Origin of the sequence: Sphaerisporangium dianthi, assembly GCF_042654065.1 — a bacterium.
In the GTDB taxonomy this organism is placed as follows: Bacteria; Actinomycetota; Actinomycetes; order Streptosporangiales; family Streptosporangiaceae; genus Sphaerisporangium; species Sphaerisporangium dianthi.
Genome location: NZ_JBHSFP010000002.1, coordinates 632,973 through 646,502, shown reverse-complemented (window position 1 = coordinate 646,502; position 13,530 = coordinate 632,973). Strand labels below are relative to the sequence as shown.

General features: G+C 71.4%; 13 protein-coding genes. 3 read left to right on the top strand and 10 right to left on the bottom strand.

The annotated features are described in order from the left end of the window. The first annotated feature begins 24 nt into the window (after nt 1–24). Nucleotides 25–921 carry a class I SAM-dependent methyltransferase gene (locus ACFO60_RS05955; RefSeq protein ID WP_380837981.1) on the top strand — a complete coding sequence of 299 codons (897 nt, stop codon included), beginning with the start codon at nt 25–27 and terminating at the stop codon, nt 919–921. A 126-nt stretch (nt 922–1,047) separates the two neighbouring features. Here ACFO60_RS05955 and ACFO60_RS05950 read toward each other — a convergent pair whose 3' ends face one another. The 4 genes from ACFO60_RS05950 to pdxH form a co-directional block, all read right to left on the bottom strand. Continuing rightward, nucleotides 1,048–3,276 (bottom strand): ATP-binding SpoIIE family protein phosphatase, encoded by a 2,229-nt coding sequence (locus ACFO60_RS05950; RefSeq protein WP_380837978.1) that lies wholly within the window; start codon nt 3,274–3,276, stop codon nt 1,048–1,050. 168 nt (nt 3,277–3,444) lie between these two features. Further along, nucleotides 3,445–4,149: a metal-dependent transcriptional regulator gene (locus tag ACFO60_RS05945; protein ID WP_380837975.1), complete on the bottom strand. Its 705-nt coding sequence runs from the start codon at nt 4,147–4,149 to the stop codon at nt 3,445–3,447. 263 nt (nt 4,150–4,412) lie between these two features. Next, nucleotides 4,413–5,654: an MFS transporter gene (locus tag ACFO60_RS05940; RefSeq protein WP_380837973.1), complete on the bottom strand. Its 1,242-nt coding sequence runs from the start codon at nt 5,652–5,654 to the stop codon at nt 4,413–4,415. Nucleotides 5,655–5,856: 202 nt separating this feature from the next. After that, complete coding sequence (gene pdxH, locus ACFO60_RS05935) at nt 5,857–6,513, bottom strand: pyridoxamine 5'-phosphate oxidase (protein WP_380837970.1); 657 nt, start codon at nt 6,511–6,513, stop codon at nt 5,857–5,859. A gap of 171 nt (nt 6,514–6,684) precedes the next feature. On the opposite strand from pdxH, the gene ACFO60_RS05930 reads away from it, so the two are divergent. Together ACFO60_RS05930 and serC are read left to right on the top strand one after the other, a co-directional pair. Next, the gene (locus ACFO60_RS05930) at nt 6,685–7,791 is read left to right on the top strand and encodes a citrate synthase 2 (protein WP_380837968.1); all 1,107 of its coding nucleotides are present in this window, start codon (nt 6,685–6,687) and stop codon (nt 7,789–7,791) included. A gap of 275 nt (nt 7,792–8,066) precedes the next feature. Further along, nucleotides 8,067–9,179, top strand: a complete 1,113-nt coding sequence (gene serC, locus ACFO60_RS05925; RefSeq protein ID WP_380837965.1) for a phosphoserine transaminase — start codon at nt 8,067–8,069, stop codon at nt 9,177–9,179. A 231-nt stretch (nt 9,180–9,410) separates the two neighbouring features. Here serC and ACFO60_RS05920 read toward each other — a convergent pair whose 3' ends face one another. From ACFO60_RS05920 to ACFO60_RS05895, 6 genes are all read right to left on the bottom strand, one after another. Next, on the bottom strand, nt 9,411–9,803 hold the full coding sequence (locus ACFO60_RS05920; RefSeq protein ID WP_380837962.1) for a BlaI/MecI/CopY family transcriptional regulator: 393 nt from the start codon (nt 9,801–9,803) through the stop codon (nt 9,411–9,413). A 137-nt stretch (nt 9,804–9,940) separates the two neighbouring features. Next, nucleotides 9,941–10,585 carry a rhomboid family intramembrane serine protease gene (locus ACFO60_RS05915; RefSeq protein ID WP_380837959.1) on the bottom strand — a complete coding sequence of 215 codons (645 nt, stop codon included), beginning with the start codon at nt 10,583–10,585 and terminating at the stop codon, nt 9,941–9,943. A 187-nt stretch (nt 10,586–10,772) separates the two neighbouring features. Beyond that, nucleotides 10,773–11,537 (bottom strand): crotonase/enoyl-CoA hydratase family protein, encoded by a 765-nt coding sequence (locus ACFO60_RS05910; protein ID WP_380837956.1) that lies wholly within the window; start codon nt 11,535–11,537, stop codon nt 10,773–10,775. A gap of 31 nt (nt 11,538–11,568) precedes the next feature. Next, on the bottom strand, nt 11,569–12,342 hold the full coding sequence (locus tag ACFO60_RS05905) for an SDR family NAD(P)-dependent oxidoreductase (RefSeq protein WP_380837953.1): 774 nt from the start codon (nt 12,340–12,342) through the stop codon (nt 11,569–11,571). Between the two features lie 48 nt (nt 12,343–12,390). Then, nucleotides 12,391–12,732: an anti-sigma factor antagonist gene (locus ACFO60_RS05900; RefSeq protein WP_380837950.1), complete on the bottom strand. Its 342-nt coding sequence runs from the start codon at nt 12,730–12,732 to the stop codon at nt 12,391–12,393. Between the two features lie 50 nt (nt 12,733–12,782). Then, nucleotides 12,783–13,529: an energy-coupling factor ABC transporter ATP-binding protein gene (locus tag ACFO60_RS05895; RefSeq protein ID WP_380838099.1), complete on the bottom strand. Its 747-nt coding sequence runs from the start codon at nt 13,527–13,529 to the stop codon at nt 12,783–12,785. Between the last annotated feature and the right edge of the window lies 1 nt (nt 13,530).

Sequence of the window (13,530 nt, the reverse complement as noted above, 5' to 3'; positions counted from 1 at the left end):
TTATCGCCCGGTTACCGTCGTTCAATGATCTACCTGAGCCGGCTGGGATACCTGCTGGGCCTGGAAGGCGTCGCCCTGCTGCGCGGCTTCCGGGAGGGCGGGTCGGACCGCGAGTTCGTCCAAGCCCGCATCGCCGAGGTCCGCGCGCTGCTGGACGATCCCGCGCTCGCGGAGGCCGATGGAGTGACGGCGGAGCCCGGCGCGATCGGGCCGGGCGAGGTGTACCGCTCGTGGGCGGCGCACTACGACGCCGGCGGCAACCAGACGATCGACGCCGAGCAGCCCGTCGTCCGCCGCATCCTCGACGGCCTCCCCACCGGCGTCGCGCTGGACGCGGCGTGCGGCACCGGCCGGCACACCGCCTACCTGGCAGAGCTCGGCCACCGGGTCATCGGCGTCGACGGCTCCCCCGAGATGCTCGCTCAGGCCAGGAAGCGCCTGCCCCACGCGCCTCTCTTCGAAGCCGACCTGCACCGCCTGCCGCTGCCCGGCAGCGCCGTGGACACCGTCGTGTGCGCGCTGGCCCTGGTGCACGTGCCCGACCTCGGGCCGGTGCTGGCCGAGTTCGCCCGCGTGCTCCGGCCCGGCGGCCACCTGGTCATCTCGGATCCGCACCCGGTGTCCGCCTACCTGCAGGCGAGGACACCACGCACCGGCCCGGACGGCCGCCCGGCACTCATCGCCGACCACTATCGGCCCCTGAGCGAGTACCTGGCGGCGGCGCTGCCGCTGGGCTTCGAGGTCCGCCACTGCGAGGAGCCCCGCCGCCCACCCCTGCCACTGGCCCCCGGCGCTCCCCGGCCGGACGCTCTGCCACCACACGGCTCGCGGGAGATCCTGTACTGGTGCCCGGAGGCCGCGAACGCGGCACTGGCCGACACACCGGTCACGGTCGTCTGGCACTTCCAGCTGGCCCGCTGACCCCGCCCGCGGCTCGCCCGGATACAGGCCGCAGGCCTCGGATCGACCGGTGACAGGCGACGGGACCGGTGCCGGGCTCGGCGTGCCGCTGGAAGGCGGTCCGCGCAGAGGACGCCGGCCGTCCTGTCAGCGGCCCCGGGTGGGGATTTCGAACCAGACGGCCTTGCCCTCCTTGGTGGGGCGGGAGCCCCAGCGGCGGGCGAGCTGGTCGACGAGGTACAGGCCGCGGCCGCCCTCGTCGTTCTCGCCGGCGCTGCGGATGCGGGGCAGGCGCAGATCTTGGTCGAAGACCTCGACCCAGATGGACTCCTCGCCCCGGCGCAGCCGGAGGGTGAACTCCTTCTCGTTGGCGACCTCGTTGTCCAGGCCGGGGACGTCCCATGACTCGTCGAACGGCAGCGGCGGACCGTCGAGGACGAGCTCTCTGCGGGGGACGCTGGCGCTCGCGGCGTGCAGCACCACGTTGGTGACGACCTCGGAGACGAGCAGGCAGGCGAGCTCGATGCGCTCTTCGGGGACGCCCCAGTTGGCGAACGCCTCCGACGCCATGCGCCGCGCCTCGCCCACCATGATCGGCTGTGCGGGGAAGGTGCGTTCTTCGAACTTGAGCTCTTTGCCCGCGGAACGGATGACCAGGATGGCCATGTCGTCGTCGATCTCGCCGGGGACGGCGACCGTGGCGACGTCGGCGATGCGCTCGACCGACTCGGTGGAGGCCTTGGCGACCTCCTCGCTGAGGATGCGCAGGGTCTCTTCGTCGCCCAGCGGCGCCTCGCCCGACTCACGCGCCGGGCGGCGGTCGACCAGGCCGTCGGTGTAGAGCAGGAGGGCGGCGCCGGGCGGCAGCACCCGGGTCTCCTCCTTGTACACCAGGTCGGCGTGCATGCCCTTGGCGTTGACGCCGAGCGGCTGGCCGACCTCCACGATGTCCAGCTCGGTGACCAGGCCGTCGACGATCAGCAGGGGCGGGGAGTGGCCGGCGTTGGCGAACGAGAGCTGGCGCGACCAGGCGTCGTACACCAGATATTGGCAGGTGACGATCGGCGGGGTGCTGACGTCTGTGCCGTAGTCGTCGCGCTCGGGCGCGGCGATGATGCGCGTCCACTCGTTGAGCCGGGCCAGGATGTCGGCCGGGGACTTGTCGTCCTGGGCGAAGGCGCGCAGCGCGGCCCGCAGCTGCCCCATGACCGCCGCGGCCTTGGCTCCGCGGCCCTCGACGTCGCCGATCACGATGCCGACCCGGCCCGCCGACAGCGGGATCACGTCGTACCAGTCGCCGCCCACCTGGGTCTGGATGCCCTGGCCGTGCGAGGCGAGCGGGGCGGCGGGGTAGTAGCGGACCGCGATCTCAAGGCCGTCGAGCTGCGGAAGCTCGCGCGGCAGCAGGTACTTCTGGAAGGACTCGGCGGTGTGCCGCTCTTCTTCGAACAGCAGCGCGTTGTCGACGGCTATGGCGACCCGGGTGGCGATGGCGCCGACGAAGTCGCGGTCGAAGGCGTCGTAGTGCGGCGAGCGCCGGTCGGTGAGGTTGGACATGCCGAGGTACATCAGGCCGAGCGTCTCGCCGCGCGCGCACAGCGGCGCCACGATGGCCGAGGTCATGCCGATCTCGCCGCAGAGCCTGCTGGCCTCTTCGCTGGGCGAGGGGTAACTCATCGTCGCGAAGTCCTCGACGATGATGGTCTCCTGCCGGCGCAGCGCGATCTCGGCGTAGTGGCCGGCGGGGTAGCGGATCTCGGAGCCGACGGGCCGCCAGGTGCCCGCGGGGGGAGTCCAGCCCTTGACGTGGGTCGAGACCTTGCGGACCAGCCGGTCGCCCTCGGACAGCTCGATGAAGCAGTGGTCGGCGAACTGGGGCACCAGCATCTCGGCGACGCGGTTGAGCGTCTCTTCGACGTACAGGGAGCCCGCGAGGCGTTCGCCGATGCGTTCGAGGAGGCCGAAGCGGTCTTTCTCACGCTCGTTGCTGCGCATCGCCTCTCGGGCGGTGATGACGATGCCGGTGACCGAGCCGGAGGGGTGCCGCAGGGGGACGGCCTGTGCGCGGACGTAGATGACGGTGCCGTCGCCGCGCACCACGTCGAAGGTGCCCTCCCAGACGCCGCCCTTGAGGACGTGCTTGGCCAGCTCGACGGCCAGGGGGTGGTCCTTCTCCATGATGCCTAAGGACAGGACGTTCTGGTCGCCGCCCACGGGCCGGTCGGGGCTGCCGAACAGCCGCTCGGCGAACGGGTTCCAATAGAGCACGTTGCTGAAGCGGTCGGTGACGACCACGGCCATCTCGGCGTGGTCGAGGACCGACTCGGGCGTCAGATGATCGGCCGCGTCCTGCGAGAGGTCCCCCCATCGCTTCATTGGGCGGCCGCCCCTCGGAGAGGGGCATGGGGAAAGGCGACCACGTGCGCTCCTGCAACAGCCTCGGCGGTCAGGCGACGGCCCCCCGGAGGCTTGGGGAAGGCGGGGCTGAGGGACAAGGGAAAGGGAGACCCCCCGTTGGGATGCAACCGATCACGCTCTGATCGGTCAGCGCCGGGAGACGAAGACGTGCGCGGCGACATCACGCGGGAACTCCGCGGGCGTGTTGAGCGCATCATCGTCACCTGTCACCCGTACACCGTCGTCGCTCGCCGCGAGCGTCACCTCGCGTCCGGGTTGTATCCCAACTTGCTTGAGTTTAAGCATCACAGCAGGATCACTTTGCACTTGTTCGCTAATTCGACGCACGACTACGGGTATGCCCCTGGGGCCGGCGAGGTCGACCATGGCGGAGATCACCTCCTCGACGGACGCGCCGGGCTCTTTCACGCCCAGTTCGTCCAGGCCCGGGATGGGGTTGCCGTGCGGGCAGACCACCGGGTTGTCGAGCAGGGAGACCAGGCGGGACTCCACCGACTCGGACATGACGTGCTCCCAGCGGCAGGCCTCGACGTGGACCTCTTCCCAGGGAAGGCCGATGACCTGGGTGAGCAGGCACTCGGCCAGGCGGTGCTTGCGCATCACCCGCATGGCCAGCGTGCGCCCGAGATCGGTCATGGTCAGATGACGGTCGCCCTCGACGCGGACAAGACCGTCGCGCTCCATGCGGGCCACCGTCTGACTGACCGTGGGACCGCTCTGCTGCAGCCGCTCGGCGATGCGGGCGCGCAGAGGGGTGATCCCCTCCTCCTCCAACTCGAAGATGGTGCGGAGGTACATCTCGGTGGTGTCGATCAGGCCGTGTGCGGTCAAGGTTCCTCCCCTCCAAGTATCGATGCTACGTCCGGCTCGCGGGGGCTACAGCCGTATGCGAGCAGGCTGAGGGCGCTCTGGCCGGCGTAGGGACGAACGCCTTGACAGAGCTTACGCAGACCCACCGACACAACGGTGCGAGACGGGGAACGACGACCGCGGCAGCGGAAGCACGTGACTCCTCCCCTAGGATCGCATCCTTCGCCACCGGCGTCGCCTGAACTCACGGAACCTGATCGCGAAGGACAGGTCCGGGCCACCTTTCAGCGCTGCCCGGCGCCGTCGCGCACCGCGTCGTAGTCGCGGAAGGCCGGCACGGCGAGCCCGGCGACCAGGACGGCCGCGGCGCAGAGCAGCCCGCCTCCCGCCCACGCGGGCACCAGCCCGAAGACGCCGGCCGTCGCGCCGGCCCGCAGGTCCCCGAGCCGGGGCCCGCCGGCGACCACGACCATGAACACGCCCTGCATGCGCCCGCGCATCTCGTCGGGGGCGTAGGTCTGCAGGATGGTCTGCCGCCAGACCGCCGAGACCAGGTCGATGGCGCCGCCGACGGCCAGCAGCGCGACGATCAGCCACAGCGGCTGGGCGAACGCCGCCGCGGCGACGGTCAGGCCCCACAGCGCGATCACGAAGGTCAGCGCGAGCCCCTGGCGCCGCACCCGGCCGACCCAGCCGGAGGACAGCCCGGCGACGACGGCGCCGATGGCCAGGCTGGCCGACAGCCAGCCGAAGGCGACGGGCGACCCGCCGAAGCGCTCGGCCGTGAGCTCCGGGTAGAGCGCCCGGGGCAGCGCGAAGGCCATGGCGATGATGTCCACGGCGAAGGACATCATCACGACCGGCCGGGTGGCGATGTACCTGAGCCCGTCCAGGACCGACCGCAGGCCCGGCCGGGACACCTCGCCGGTGGGCGCCAGGCGGGGCAGCCGGGCGGCCGCGTAGAACCCGACGCCGAACAGCAGCGCGTCGATCAGATAGGCCGCGGCGTAGCCGGACTTGGCGAGCACGACGCCGGCCAGCAGAGGGCCGAGCACGGTGCCGACGCTGCTGACCAGGAAGTTCAGCGTGTTGGCCGCCGCTACGCGTTCGACGGGCAGCAGCCTCGGGATGATCGCGCCCCGCGTCGGCGAGGTGACCGCGAACCCGGTCGACTGGACGGCGACCACGGCGAGGATCAGGTAGACGTTGTCCAGCCGCGCCCAGGCGTGCAGCAGCAGGGCCACGGTCGCCAGCCAGGCGACCACCGAACCCATGAGCAGCAGCTTGCGCCGGTCGACCGCGTCGGCGACGGCGCCGCCCCACAGGCCGAAGACCACCAGCGGGATGAGGTTGGCGGGCCCGAGCAGGCCGACCCACAGCGAGGACCCGGTGATGGCGTACACCTGGGCGCTGACCGCGACGGAGGTGAGCTGGAAGCCGATGAACGAGACGCCCTGACCGACCAGCAGCCGCCGGTAGGCGGGGACACGCAGCGGGCGGGCGTCGACGGCGACACGCTTCAGCACCGACTGAAGAATGATCGCCACCCCACCCCGCCGACCCGGACATTCGGAGAATCTCCGGACACTTTACCCAGGTGGCGAGGGGCGACGAGCCGGGGGGAGCCCTCAACGGACCCGGCCGCGGCCTGCTCGCGGCCTGCTCATGCTCTGCCCGTGGCCTGCTCGCGGTCCGTTATCGACCTGTTCGGGGTCTGTTCGCGGCGGGTCAGGGGGCCAGGCGCTCCACCAGCCACGCGTCCCCCGCGCGGCGGTAGCGCAGCCGGTCGTGCATGCGGTCGGTCTGCCCCTGCCAGAACTCGACCTCCGCGGGGATCACCCGGAACCCTCCCCAGAAGTCGGGCATGGGCGGCTCCTCGGGCCAGCGCTCGGCAAGCTCGCGGTAACGGTCGTCCAGTTCCTCGCGGGAACGCACGACCGCGGACTGCCGGGAGGCCCAGGCCCCGATTCGGGAGCCGTACGGGCGAGAATGGAAGTAAGCGGCGGAATCTTCTCGCGGCAGGCGCGCCACGGTGCCCTCCACGCGCACCTGACGGCGTATGGGGTGCCAGGGGAACACCAGGCAGGCGCGGGGGTTCTCCGTCAGGTCGCGGCCCTTGCGCGACTCATAGTTGGTGTAGAAGACGAAGCCTTCATGGCCGTACCCCTTGAGAAGGACGGTTCTCGCGGTCGGGCGGCCCCCGGCGGAGGAGGTGGCGAGCACCATGGCGTTCGGCTCGGGGAAGCCCGCGTCCACGGCATCGGCGAACCATGACGCGAACTGCGTCACCGGGTCGGCGGCGAGGTCGGCCTCAGTGAGGGGCAGGCCCTCGTATGTGCGGCGCAGCGCCGCGAACGGCGGCGGCGGGCTCGATGCGGCATCCACAGACCGGTATTCTTCCGCGTCCGGCGCCACAGCCGAAGCGGCACCCCCCACCAGGGCGGATCGCGTTTCGGCGGGACCCTGCGGCAGAGCACCCAAGCCGAGGGGGTTGAATATGACCCGCCGGTATCTCGACATCAAGGCTTTGACTTCAAGAAAGGGAGGCGGCCGAGAATGTCCGACTTCAAACCCGGGCTCGAGGGCGTAGTAGCGTTCGAGACCGAGATCGCGGAACCGGACAAAGAAGGGGGCGCCCTGCGTTACCGGGGCGTCGACATCGAAGAGCTGGTCGGTCGCGTCTCCTACGGCCACGTGTGGGGCCTGCTGGTCGACAACAAGTTCAAGCCCGGCCTTCCTCCGGCCGAGCCGTACCCCATCCCCGTCCACTCCGGTGACATCCGCGTCGACGTCCAGAGCGCCCTCGCCATGCTGGCCCCCGCCTACGGCTTCCGCCAGCTCCTCGACATCGACGAAGACCAGGCCCGCGAAGACCTCGCCCGCGCCTCGGTCACCGCGCTGTCGTTCGTCGCCCAGTCGGCCCGCGGCCTGGGCCTGCCGATGGTCCCGCAGGCGCGCGTGGACCAGGCCGAGTCGATCGTCGAGCGGTTCATGATCCGCTGGCGCGGTGAGCCCGACCCGAACCATGTCAAGGCCATCGACGCCTACTGGACCTCCGCCGCCGAGCACGGCATGAACGCCTCGACCTTCACCGCCCGCGTCATCGCCTCCACCGGCGCCGACGTCGCCGCCGCCCTGTCGGGCGCGGTGGGCGCCATGTCCGGCCCGCTGCACGGCGGGGCCCCCGCCCGCGTGCTGCACATGATCGAAGAGGTCGAGCGCATCGGCAGCGCCGAGACCTACGTCAAGAAGGCACTCGACGGCGGCGAGCGCCTGATGGGCTTCGGCCACCGCGTGTACCGGGCCGAGGACCCCCGCGCCCGCGTGCTGCGCCGCACGGCGCAGGAGCTCAACGCCCCTCGCTACGAGGTCGCCGTGGCGCTGGAGAAGGCCGCCCTGGCCGAGCTGCACGCCCGCAAGCCCGACCGCGTGCTCGCCACGAACGTGGAGTTCTGGGCCGCGATCATGCTGGATTTCGCCGAGGTTCCCCCGCACATGTTCACCTCGATGTTCACCTGCGCCCGCACCGCCGGATGGGCGGCGCACATCCTGGAGCAGAAGCGCACGGGCAGGCTGGTCCGCCCAAGCGCCAAGTACGTCGGTCCCCCGCAGCGCTCGATCAGCGACGTCCCCGGAGCCGACGAGGTCGTCCGGGCGAGCTGACTTTCCGGCCGCCTCCGCCGTCCGCACGGCGACCGGTCCCGCCCGGCGAGACCGGCCACCCGGCCGAACGCCCATGCAGGGCCCGCAGCCCCCGGTTGCGGGCCTTTCGCGTGCCGCGCGGCGTCCGGGAGGCTCCCCGATCGCGGGCTTCGCGCACCGGCGCGGCGCCCGGCCGGCGTCCCGGCGCGCGGGGGCCGTCTCAGCGACACGCGGGCCACGTCTCAGGATCCGGACCCGCGGCGTGAACGCCTGCGCGGCTCACTACCCTTGGTTAGGTGGCTGACATCGAGATTCCCGCTGAACTGAAGCCCGCTGACGGTCGTTTCGGCTGCGGGCCTTCCAAGGTACGCCCTGAGCAGCTCGCCGCCCTGGCCTCCGCCGGCGCGGGCGTGATGGGCACCTCCCACCGCCAGAAGCCGGTCAAGAACCTCGTCCGCCGGGTGCGCGAGGGCCTCACCGACCTGTTCTCGCTCCCCGAGGGATATGAGGTGGTGCTCGGCAACGGAGGCACGACGGCGTTCTGGGACATCGCGGCCTTCGGGCTCATCAGGGAGAAGTCCCAGCACCTCCACTTCGGCGAGTTCTCGTCGAAGTTCGGGGCCGTCGCGGCCAAGGCGCCCTGGCTGGCCGAGCCGACCGTGATCAAGTCCGAGGTGGGCAGCCACCCGCAGGCCAGGCCCGAGGCCGGCGTGGACGTCTACGCGCTCACCCACAACGAGACCTCCACCGGCGTCGCCATGCCGATCAAGCGCGTGACCGACGACGAGTCGCTGGTGCTGGTCGACGCCACCTCCGGAGCGGGCGGCCTGCCGGTGGACGCCTCCGAGTTCGACGTCTACTACTTCGCGCCGCAGAAGAGCTTCGCCTCAGACGGCGGGCTGTGGATCGGCCTGTTCTCCCCCCGCGCTCTGGCCCGGGTGGACGAGATCGCCGCGAGCGGCCGGTTCGTGCCCGAGTTCTTCAGCCTGCCGACCGCGATCGACAACTCGGTCAAGGACCAGACCTACAACACCCCGGCCGTGGCCACGCTGTTCCTGCTCGCCGACCAGATCGCCTGGATGAACCGCAACGGCGGCCTGGCCTGGACCACCGCGCGCACCGCCGACTCGGCCGGCAGGCTCTACACCTGGGCCGAGAAGACCTCCTACACCACGCCGTTCGTCGCCGACCCCGCCCAGCGCTCCCACGTCGTCGGCACCATCGACTTCGCCGCCGAGGTGGACGCCGCCGAGGTCGCCAAGGTGCTGCGGGCCAACGGCATCGTCGACACCGAGCCCTACCGCAAGCTCGGCCGCAACCAGCTGCGCGTCGCGATGTTCCCGGCCATCGACCCGGCCGACGTCGAGGCGCTCACCGCCTGCGTCGACTACGTCGTCGAGCGGCTCTAGCGGCACGGGAGGCCGCCGGGCGACACCGGCGGCCGGGCCCGTCCCCGTCGGCTCCAGGCGGGCGTCTGAAAGCCGCCGAGGGGCGGCGCGGGAAGGCGCCGCCGGGGGCGGCGCGGGAAGGCGCCGCCGGGGGCGGCGCGGGAAGGCGCCGCCGGGGGCGGCGCGGGAAGGCGCCGCCGGGGGCGGCGCGGGAAGGCGCCGCCGGGGGCGGCGAGGAGGGGTCGTCGAGGGTCAGGACGAGGGCGGGGGCACCCAGCCGGGCCCCGCGACGCGGGGACGCTCTCCGGTGCGGCGGGCCAGCTCCTCCAGCAGGCGCAGGGCGTCGTCCAGTTCGACGCTCTGCGCGAAGCACGACAGCACCGGCGCGCGATCGTCGGTCTCGGCGAGGGCGGCCAGCATGACCGCCGTGACGTGCTCGTCGCGAGAGCGCCGCGCCGAGTAGCGGAACGCCTTGCGGTCGAGGGTGCGGCTCAGCAGGCCCTTGCGGACGAGCCGCTCGGCCACGGTCTGCACGGTGGTGTACGCGAGCGGCTTGCCGGCGTCCGCGTTGAGCGCCTCCTGCACCTCGCGCACGAGCAGGGAATGCGTGGAATCCCAGAGCACCTCCATGATGGCGCGCTCCAACGACCCAAGGCTATTCACGCCGGTATTTCGCGCCACACGCCCCCGCCATGTCACTTGAGATCATTTACCGCCGCCTTTCCCGTGCCGTGCGGTCCCGTCGTCCGACGGCTCGTTCGACCCCCGATGGCCCGGCGCGTTCACGCGAGCACCGCCGCGCGCCTCTTGCGGCGGCGCAGCGTCCAGGCCGCGATCACCCCGCCGACGAGCCCGAACAGGTGGGCCTGCCAGGAGATGCCGGGCTGGCCCGGCAGCACGCCCCAGATGAGCGAGTAGTACAGGACGGCGACGCCGATGCCGAGCGCGATGTCGAGCAGGTGCCGGTCGAACAGGCCCCGCGTCACCACGTATCCGAAGTAGCCGAAGACCAGCCCGCTCGCGCCCAGCGTCACCCCCGGAGGACTGACCACCCACACCCCGAGCCCGCTCACGACGATGATGAGCAGGCTGGCCAGCAGGAACCGCCCGATGCCGCGCAGCGCGGCGAGGAAGCCGAGGATGGCCAGCGGCACGGTGTTCGCCATGAGGTGCCCGAACCCGGCGTGCAGGAACGGCGCGAACAGGATGCCGCTCAGGCCGTCGACGTCGTGGGGGCGGATGCCGTACTGGTCGAAGTTCTCGGGCATGACGTAGTCGGCGATCTCGACGGCCCACTCGACCCCCACCAGGAGGGTGACGACTATGGCGGCGCCGAGCGCCCCTGTGACCAGGTCGACGACGCGCCGCCGCACCATCTCGCCCGAGGTGCCGCCCGGCGTTCTCACTCTGGTCGCGTAGTCGCTCATCGGTCTCCTTGCAAAGCGGCCATGGAACGCTTTTTGTCCTCCCTTTACCGTACGCGCATGGTGTTTAACCCGCGATTTAACGTGGACACGAAAAGGACGCATGTTCCCGTGCGGGAACACGCGTCCTTCCGGGCGCCGGCGCCGTGAAGATCGGCCGGCGCCGGCATGGATCATCGAGCGGGCTCGCTCACTCCCCCGACCAGTTGGGCGCGCGCTTCTCGGCGAAGGCGGCGGCCCCCTCCATGGCGTCCTTGGACCCGAACACCGGGTTCATGATCGCCGCCTGCCGGGAGAACATCTCGTCGAGGGACCAGTCGGCCGACTCGACCAGGAGGCGCTTGGTCGCCAGCAGCGACAGCGGGGCGTTGGCGGCGATCTTGGCGGCGAACTCCTTGGCCGCGGCGAGCGCTCCGCCCGCCGGCGTCACCTGGTTCACCAGGCCCAGCTCGGCCAGCCGCGCGGCCGGGTAGAAGTCGCCGGTGAGCGCGATCTCCATGGCGATGTGGTACGGGATGCGGCGCGGCAGGCGCATCACGCCTCCCGCGCCGGCCACCAGGCCGCGCTTGGGCTCCGGCAGGCCGAACTTCGCCTCCTGCGAGGCGACGACGATGTCGCAGGACAGCACCAGCTCGAAGCCTCCGGCGAGCGCGTAGCCCTCCACGGCGGCGATGATCGGCTTCTTCGGCGGCGCCTCGGTGATGCCGCCGAACCCGCGCCCCTCGACCGCGGGGAAGTCGCCGGTGAGGAACCCCTTGAGGTCCATGCCGGCGGAGAAGTTGCCGCCCGCGCCGGTCAGGACGTACACCGAGACGTCCTTGCGCTCCTCCAGCTCGTCCAGTGCGGCCACGACGCCGCGTGCGACGGCGCCGTTGATCGCGTTCCTGGCCTGCGGCCTGTTGATCGTGATGACGGCGATGCCGCCGTCGACCTCGACGAGTACCTCGTCAGACACCCTTACCTCCGGTTCGCGGACTCGATCGGGCTCACTTGGGCTGGAAGCGGATGCCGCCGTCGAAGCGGATGACCTCGCCGTTCATGTAGTCGTTCTCGACCAGGGCGCGCACCAGGTGGGCGAACTCCGAGGCCTGGCCCATGCGCTTGGGGAAGGGCACCGGCGCCGACAGCTTGGCCTTGAACGCCTCGGCCTCCGGGCCCGACCCGTAGATGGGCGTGTCGATGATGCCGGGGCAGATCGTCAGCACCCGCACGCCGATCGCGGCGAGGTCGCGCGCGGCGGGCAGGGTCATGCCGATGATGCCGCCCTTGGACGCCGAGTAGGCCACCTGGCCGGTCTGGCCCTCGATGCCGGCGACCGACGCGGTGTTGATGACGACGCCGCGCGCGCCGTCGGCGTCGGCGGGGTCGGTCTTGGCCATCGCCGCGGCGCCGATGCGCATGAGGTTGAAGGTGCCGATCAGGTTGATGTCGATCACCTTGCGGTAGCTGGCCAGGTCGTGCGGCGAGCCGTCCCTGCCCACGGTGCGGGACGCCCAGCCGATGCCCGCGCTGTTGACCACCGCGCGCAAGGGCTTGCCGGTGGCCACGGCCGCGTCCACGGCCGCCTGGACCGACGCCTCGTCGGAGACGTCGGTCTGGACGAAGACTCCGCCGAGTTCGTCGGCGATCGCCTTGCCGCGCTCGGCGTTCAGGTCGGCGATGACGACGGTCGCGCCCGCCGCCGCGAGCTCGCGCGCGGTGGCCTCGCCGAGGCCGCTGGCGCCGCCTGAGATGATTGCTGCTGCTCCGTTCAGGTCCATATCCCGGACCCTAACGTGGCAACCGAATGAAGTTCTACTGGGGGTGGCTCAAATCTCGGCCGAGATCGCGGTGTCGACGTCGGGATAGACCTTGATGCGCCGGTCGAGGCCGGTCGTGCGGAGGATGCGCGCCACCGGCGCCTGCGGGGCCGCCAGCGAGACCCCGCCGCCCTCGCCCGTCGCCAGGCGCCACGCCTCGATGAGCACCGACAGGCCGCTGGAGTCCATGAAGGACAGCGAGCCGAGGTCGAGCACCAGGCGGCTGCTGTCCTGTTTGATGGCATCGCGCACCTCATCACGGAGGAAGGGTGCCGTGAACAGGTCGAGCTCTCCCTCGACCGCCACGACGACGGCGTCTCCGAATGCTCGCCGCGCGAGCCGCAGCTTCATGTGGAACCTCCTTGCGGAGCCACTTTAGCCGGGGTGGCGCGGCGACGGGCTCAGTACGACTGGGGGGCCACCGCGAACCCGAACGGCAGCTCCAGGCGATGGGCGGCCAGCAGGTCGGGATCGGCCAGGATGTCACGGGTCGGCCCGTCGGCCGCGATGACGCCGCCGGAGAGGATCAGCGAGCGCTCGCACAGCTCGAGGGCGTAGGGCAGGTCGTGGGTGACCATCAGCACGGTGACGTCCAGGGACCGCAGGATCTCGGCCAGCTCGCGCCGCGAGGCCGGGTCGAGGTTGGACGACGGCTCGTCCAGCACCAGGATCTCCGGCCGCATGGCCAGGACCGTGGCGACCGCGACTCTGCGGCGCTGCCCGAACGACAGGTGGTGCGGCGGCCGGTCGGCGACGTCCGGCAGCCCGACCTGGGCCAGCGCCTCGTTCACCCGAAGCTCCAGCTCGAACCCGCGCAGGCCCAGGTTGGCCGGGCCGAACGCGACGTCCTCGCGGACCGTGGGCATGAAGAGCTGGTCGTCGGGGTCCTGGAAGACCAGGCCGACCCGGCGGCGGATCTCGCCCAGGGTGTCCTTGCGCACGGGCAGGCCGGCCACCTCGACCTCGCCGTGCCCGGCCGAGAGGATGCCGTTGAGGTGCATGACCAGGGTGGTCTTGCCCGCGCCGTTGGGGCCGAGCAGCGCGACCCGCTCGCCTCGCTGGATGGTCAGGTCGACGCCGTACAGGGCCTGGGTGCCGTCGGGGTAGGCATAGGCCAGCCGGCTGACCTGCAGGGAAGGAGACGGCATG

Excerpts from the sequence above, each read along its gene's own strand:
- ACFO60_RS05955 (WP_380837981.1), top strand. The coding sequence starts at position 25 with ATGATCTACCTGAGCCGGCTGGGATACCTGCTGGGCCTGGAAGGCGTC.
- ACFO60_RS05950 (WP_380837978.1), bottom strand. The coding sequence starts at position 3,276 with ATGAAGCGATGGGGGGACCTCTCGCAGGACGCGGCCGATCATCTGACG.
- ACFO60_RS05930 (WP_380837968.1), top strand. The coding sequence starts at position 6,685 with ATGTCCGACTTCAAACCCGGGCTCGAGGGCGTAGTAGCGTTCGAGACC.
- ACFO60_RS05915 (WP_380837959.1), bottom strand. The coding sequence starts at position 10,585 with ATGAGCGACTACGCGACCAGAGTGAGAACGCCGGGCGGCACCTCGGGC.
- ACFO60_RS05905 (WP_380837953.1), bottom strand. The coding sequence starts at position 12,342 with ATGGACCTGAACGGAGCAGCAGCAATCATCTCAGGCGGCGCCAGCGGC.
- ACFO60_RS05900 (WP_380837950.1), bottom strand. The coding sequence starts at position 12,732 with ATGAAGCTGCGGCTCGCGCGGCGAGCATTCGGAGACGCCGTCGTCGTG.
- ACFO60_RS05895 (WP_380838099.1), bottom strand. The coding sequence starts at position 13,529 with ATGCCGTCTCCTTCCCTGCAGGTCAGCCGGCTGGCCTATGCCTACCCC.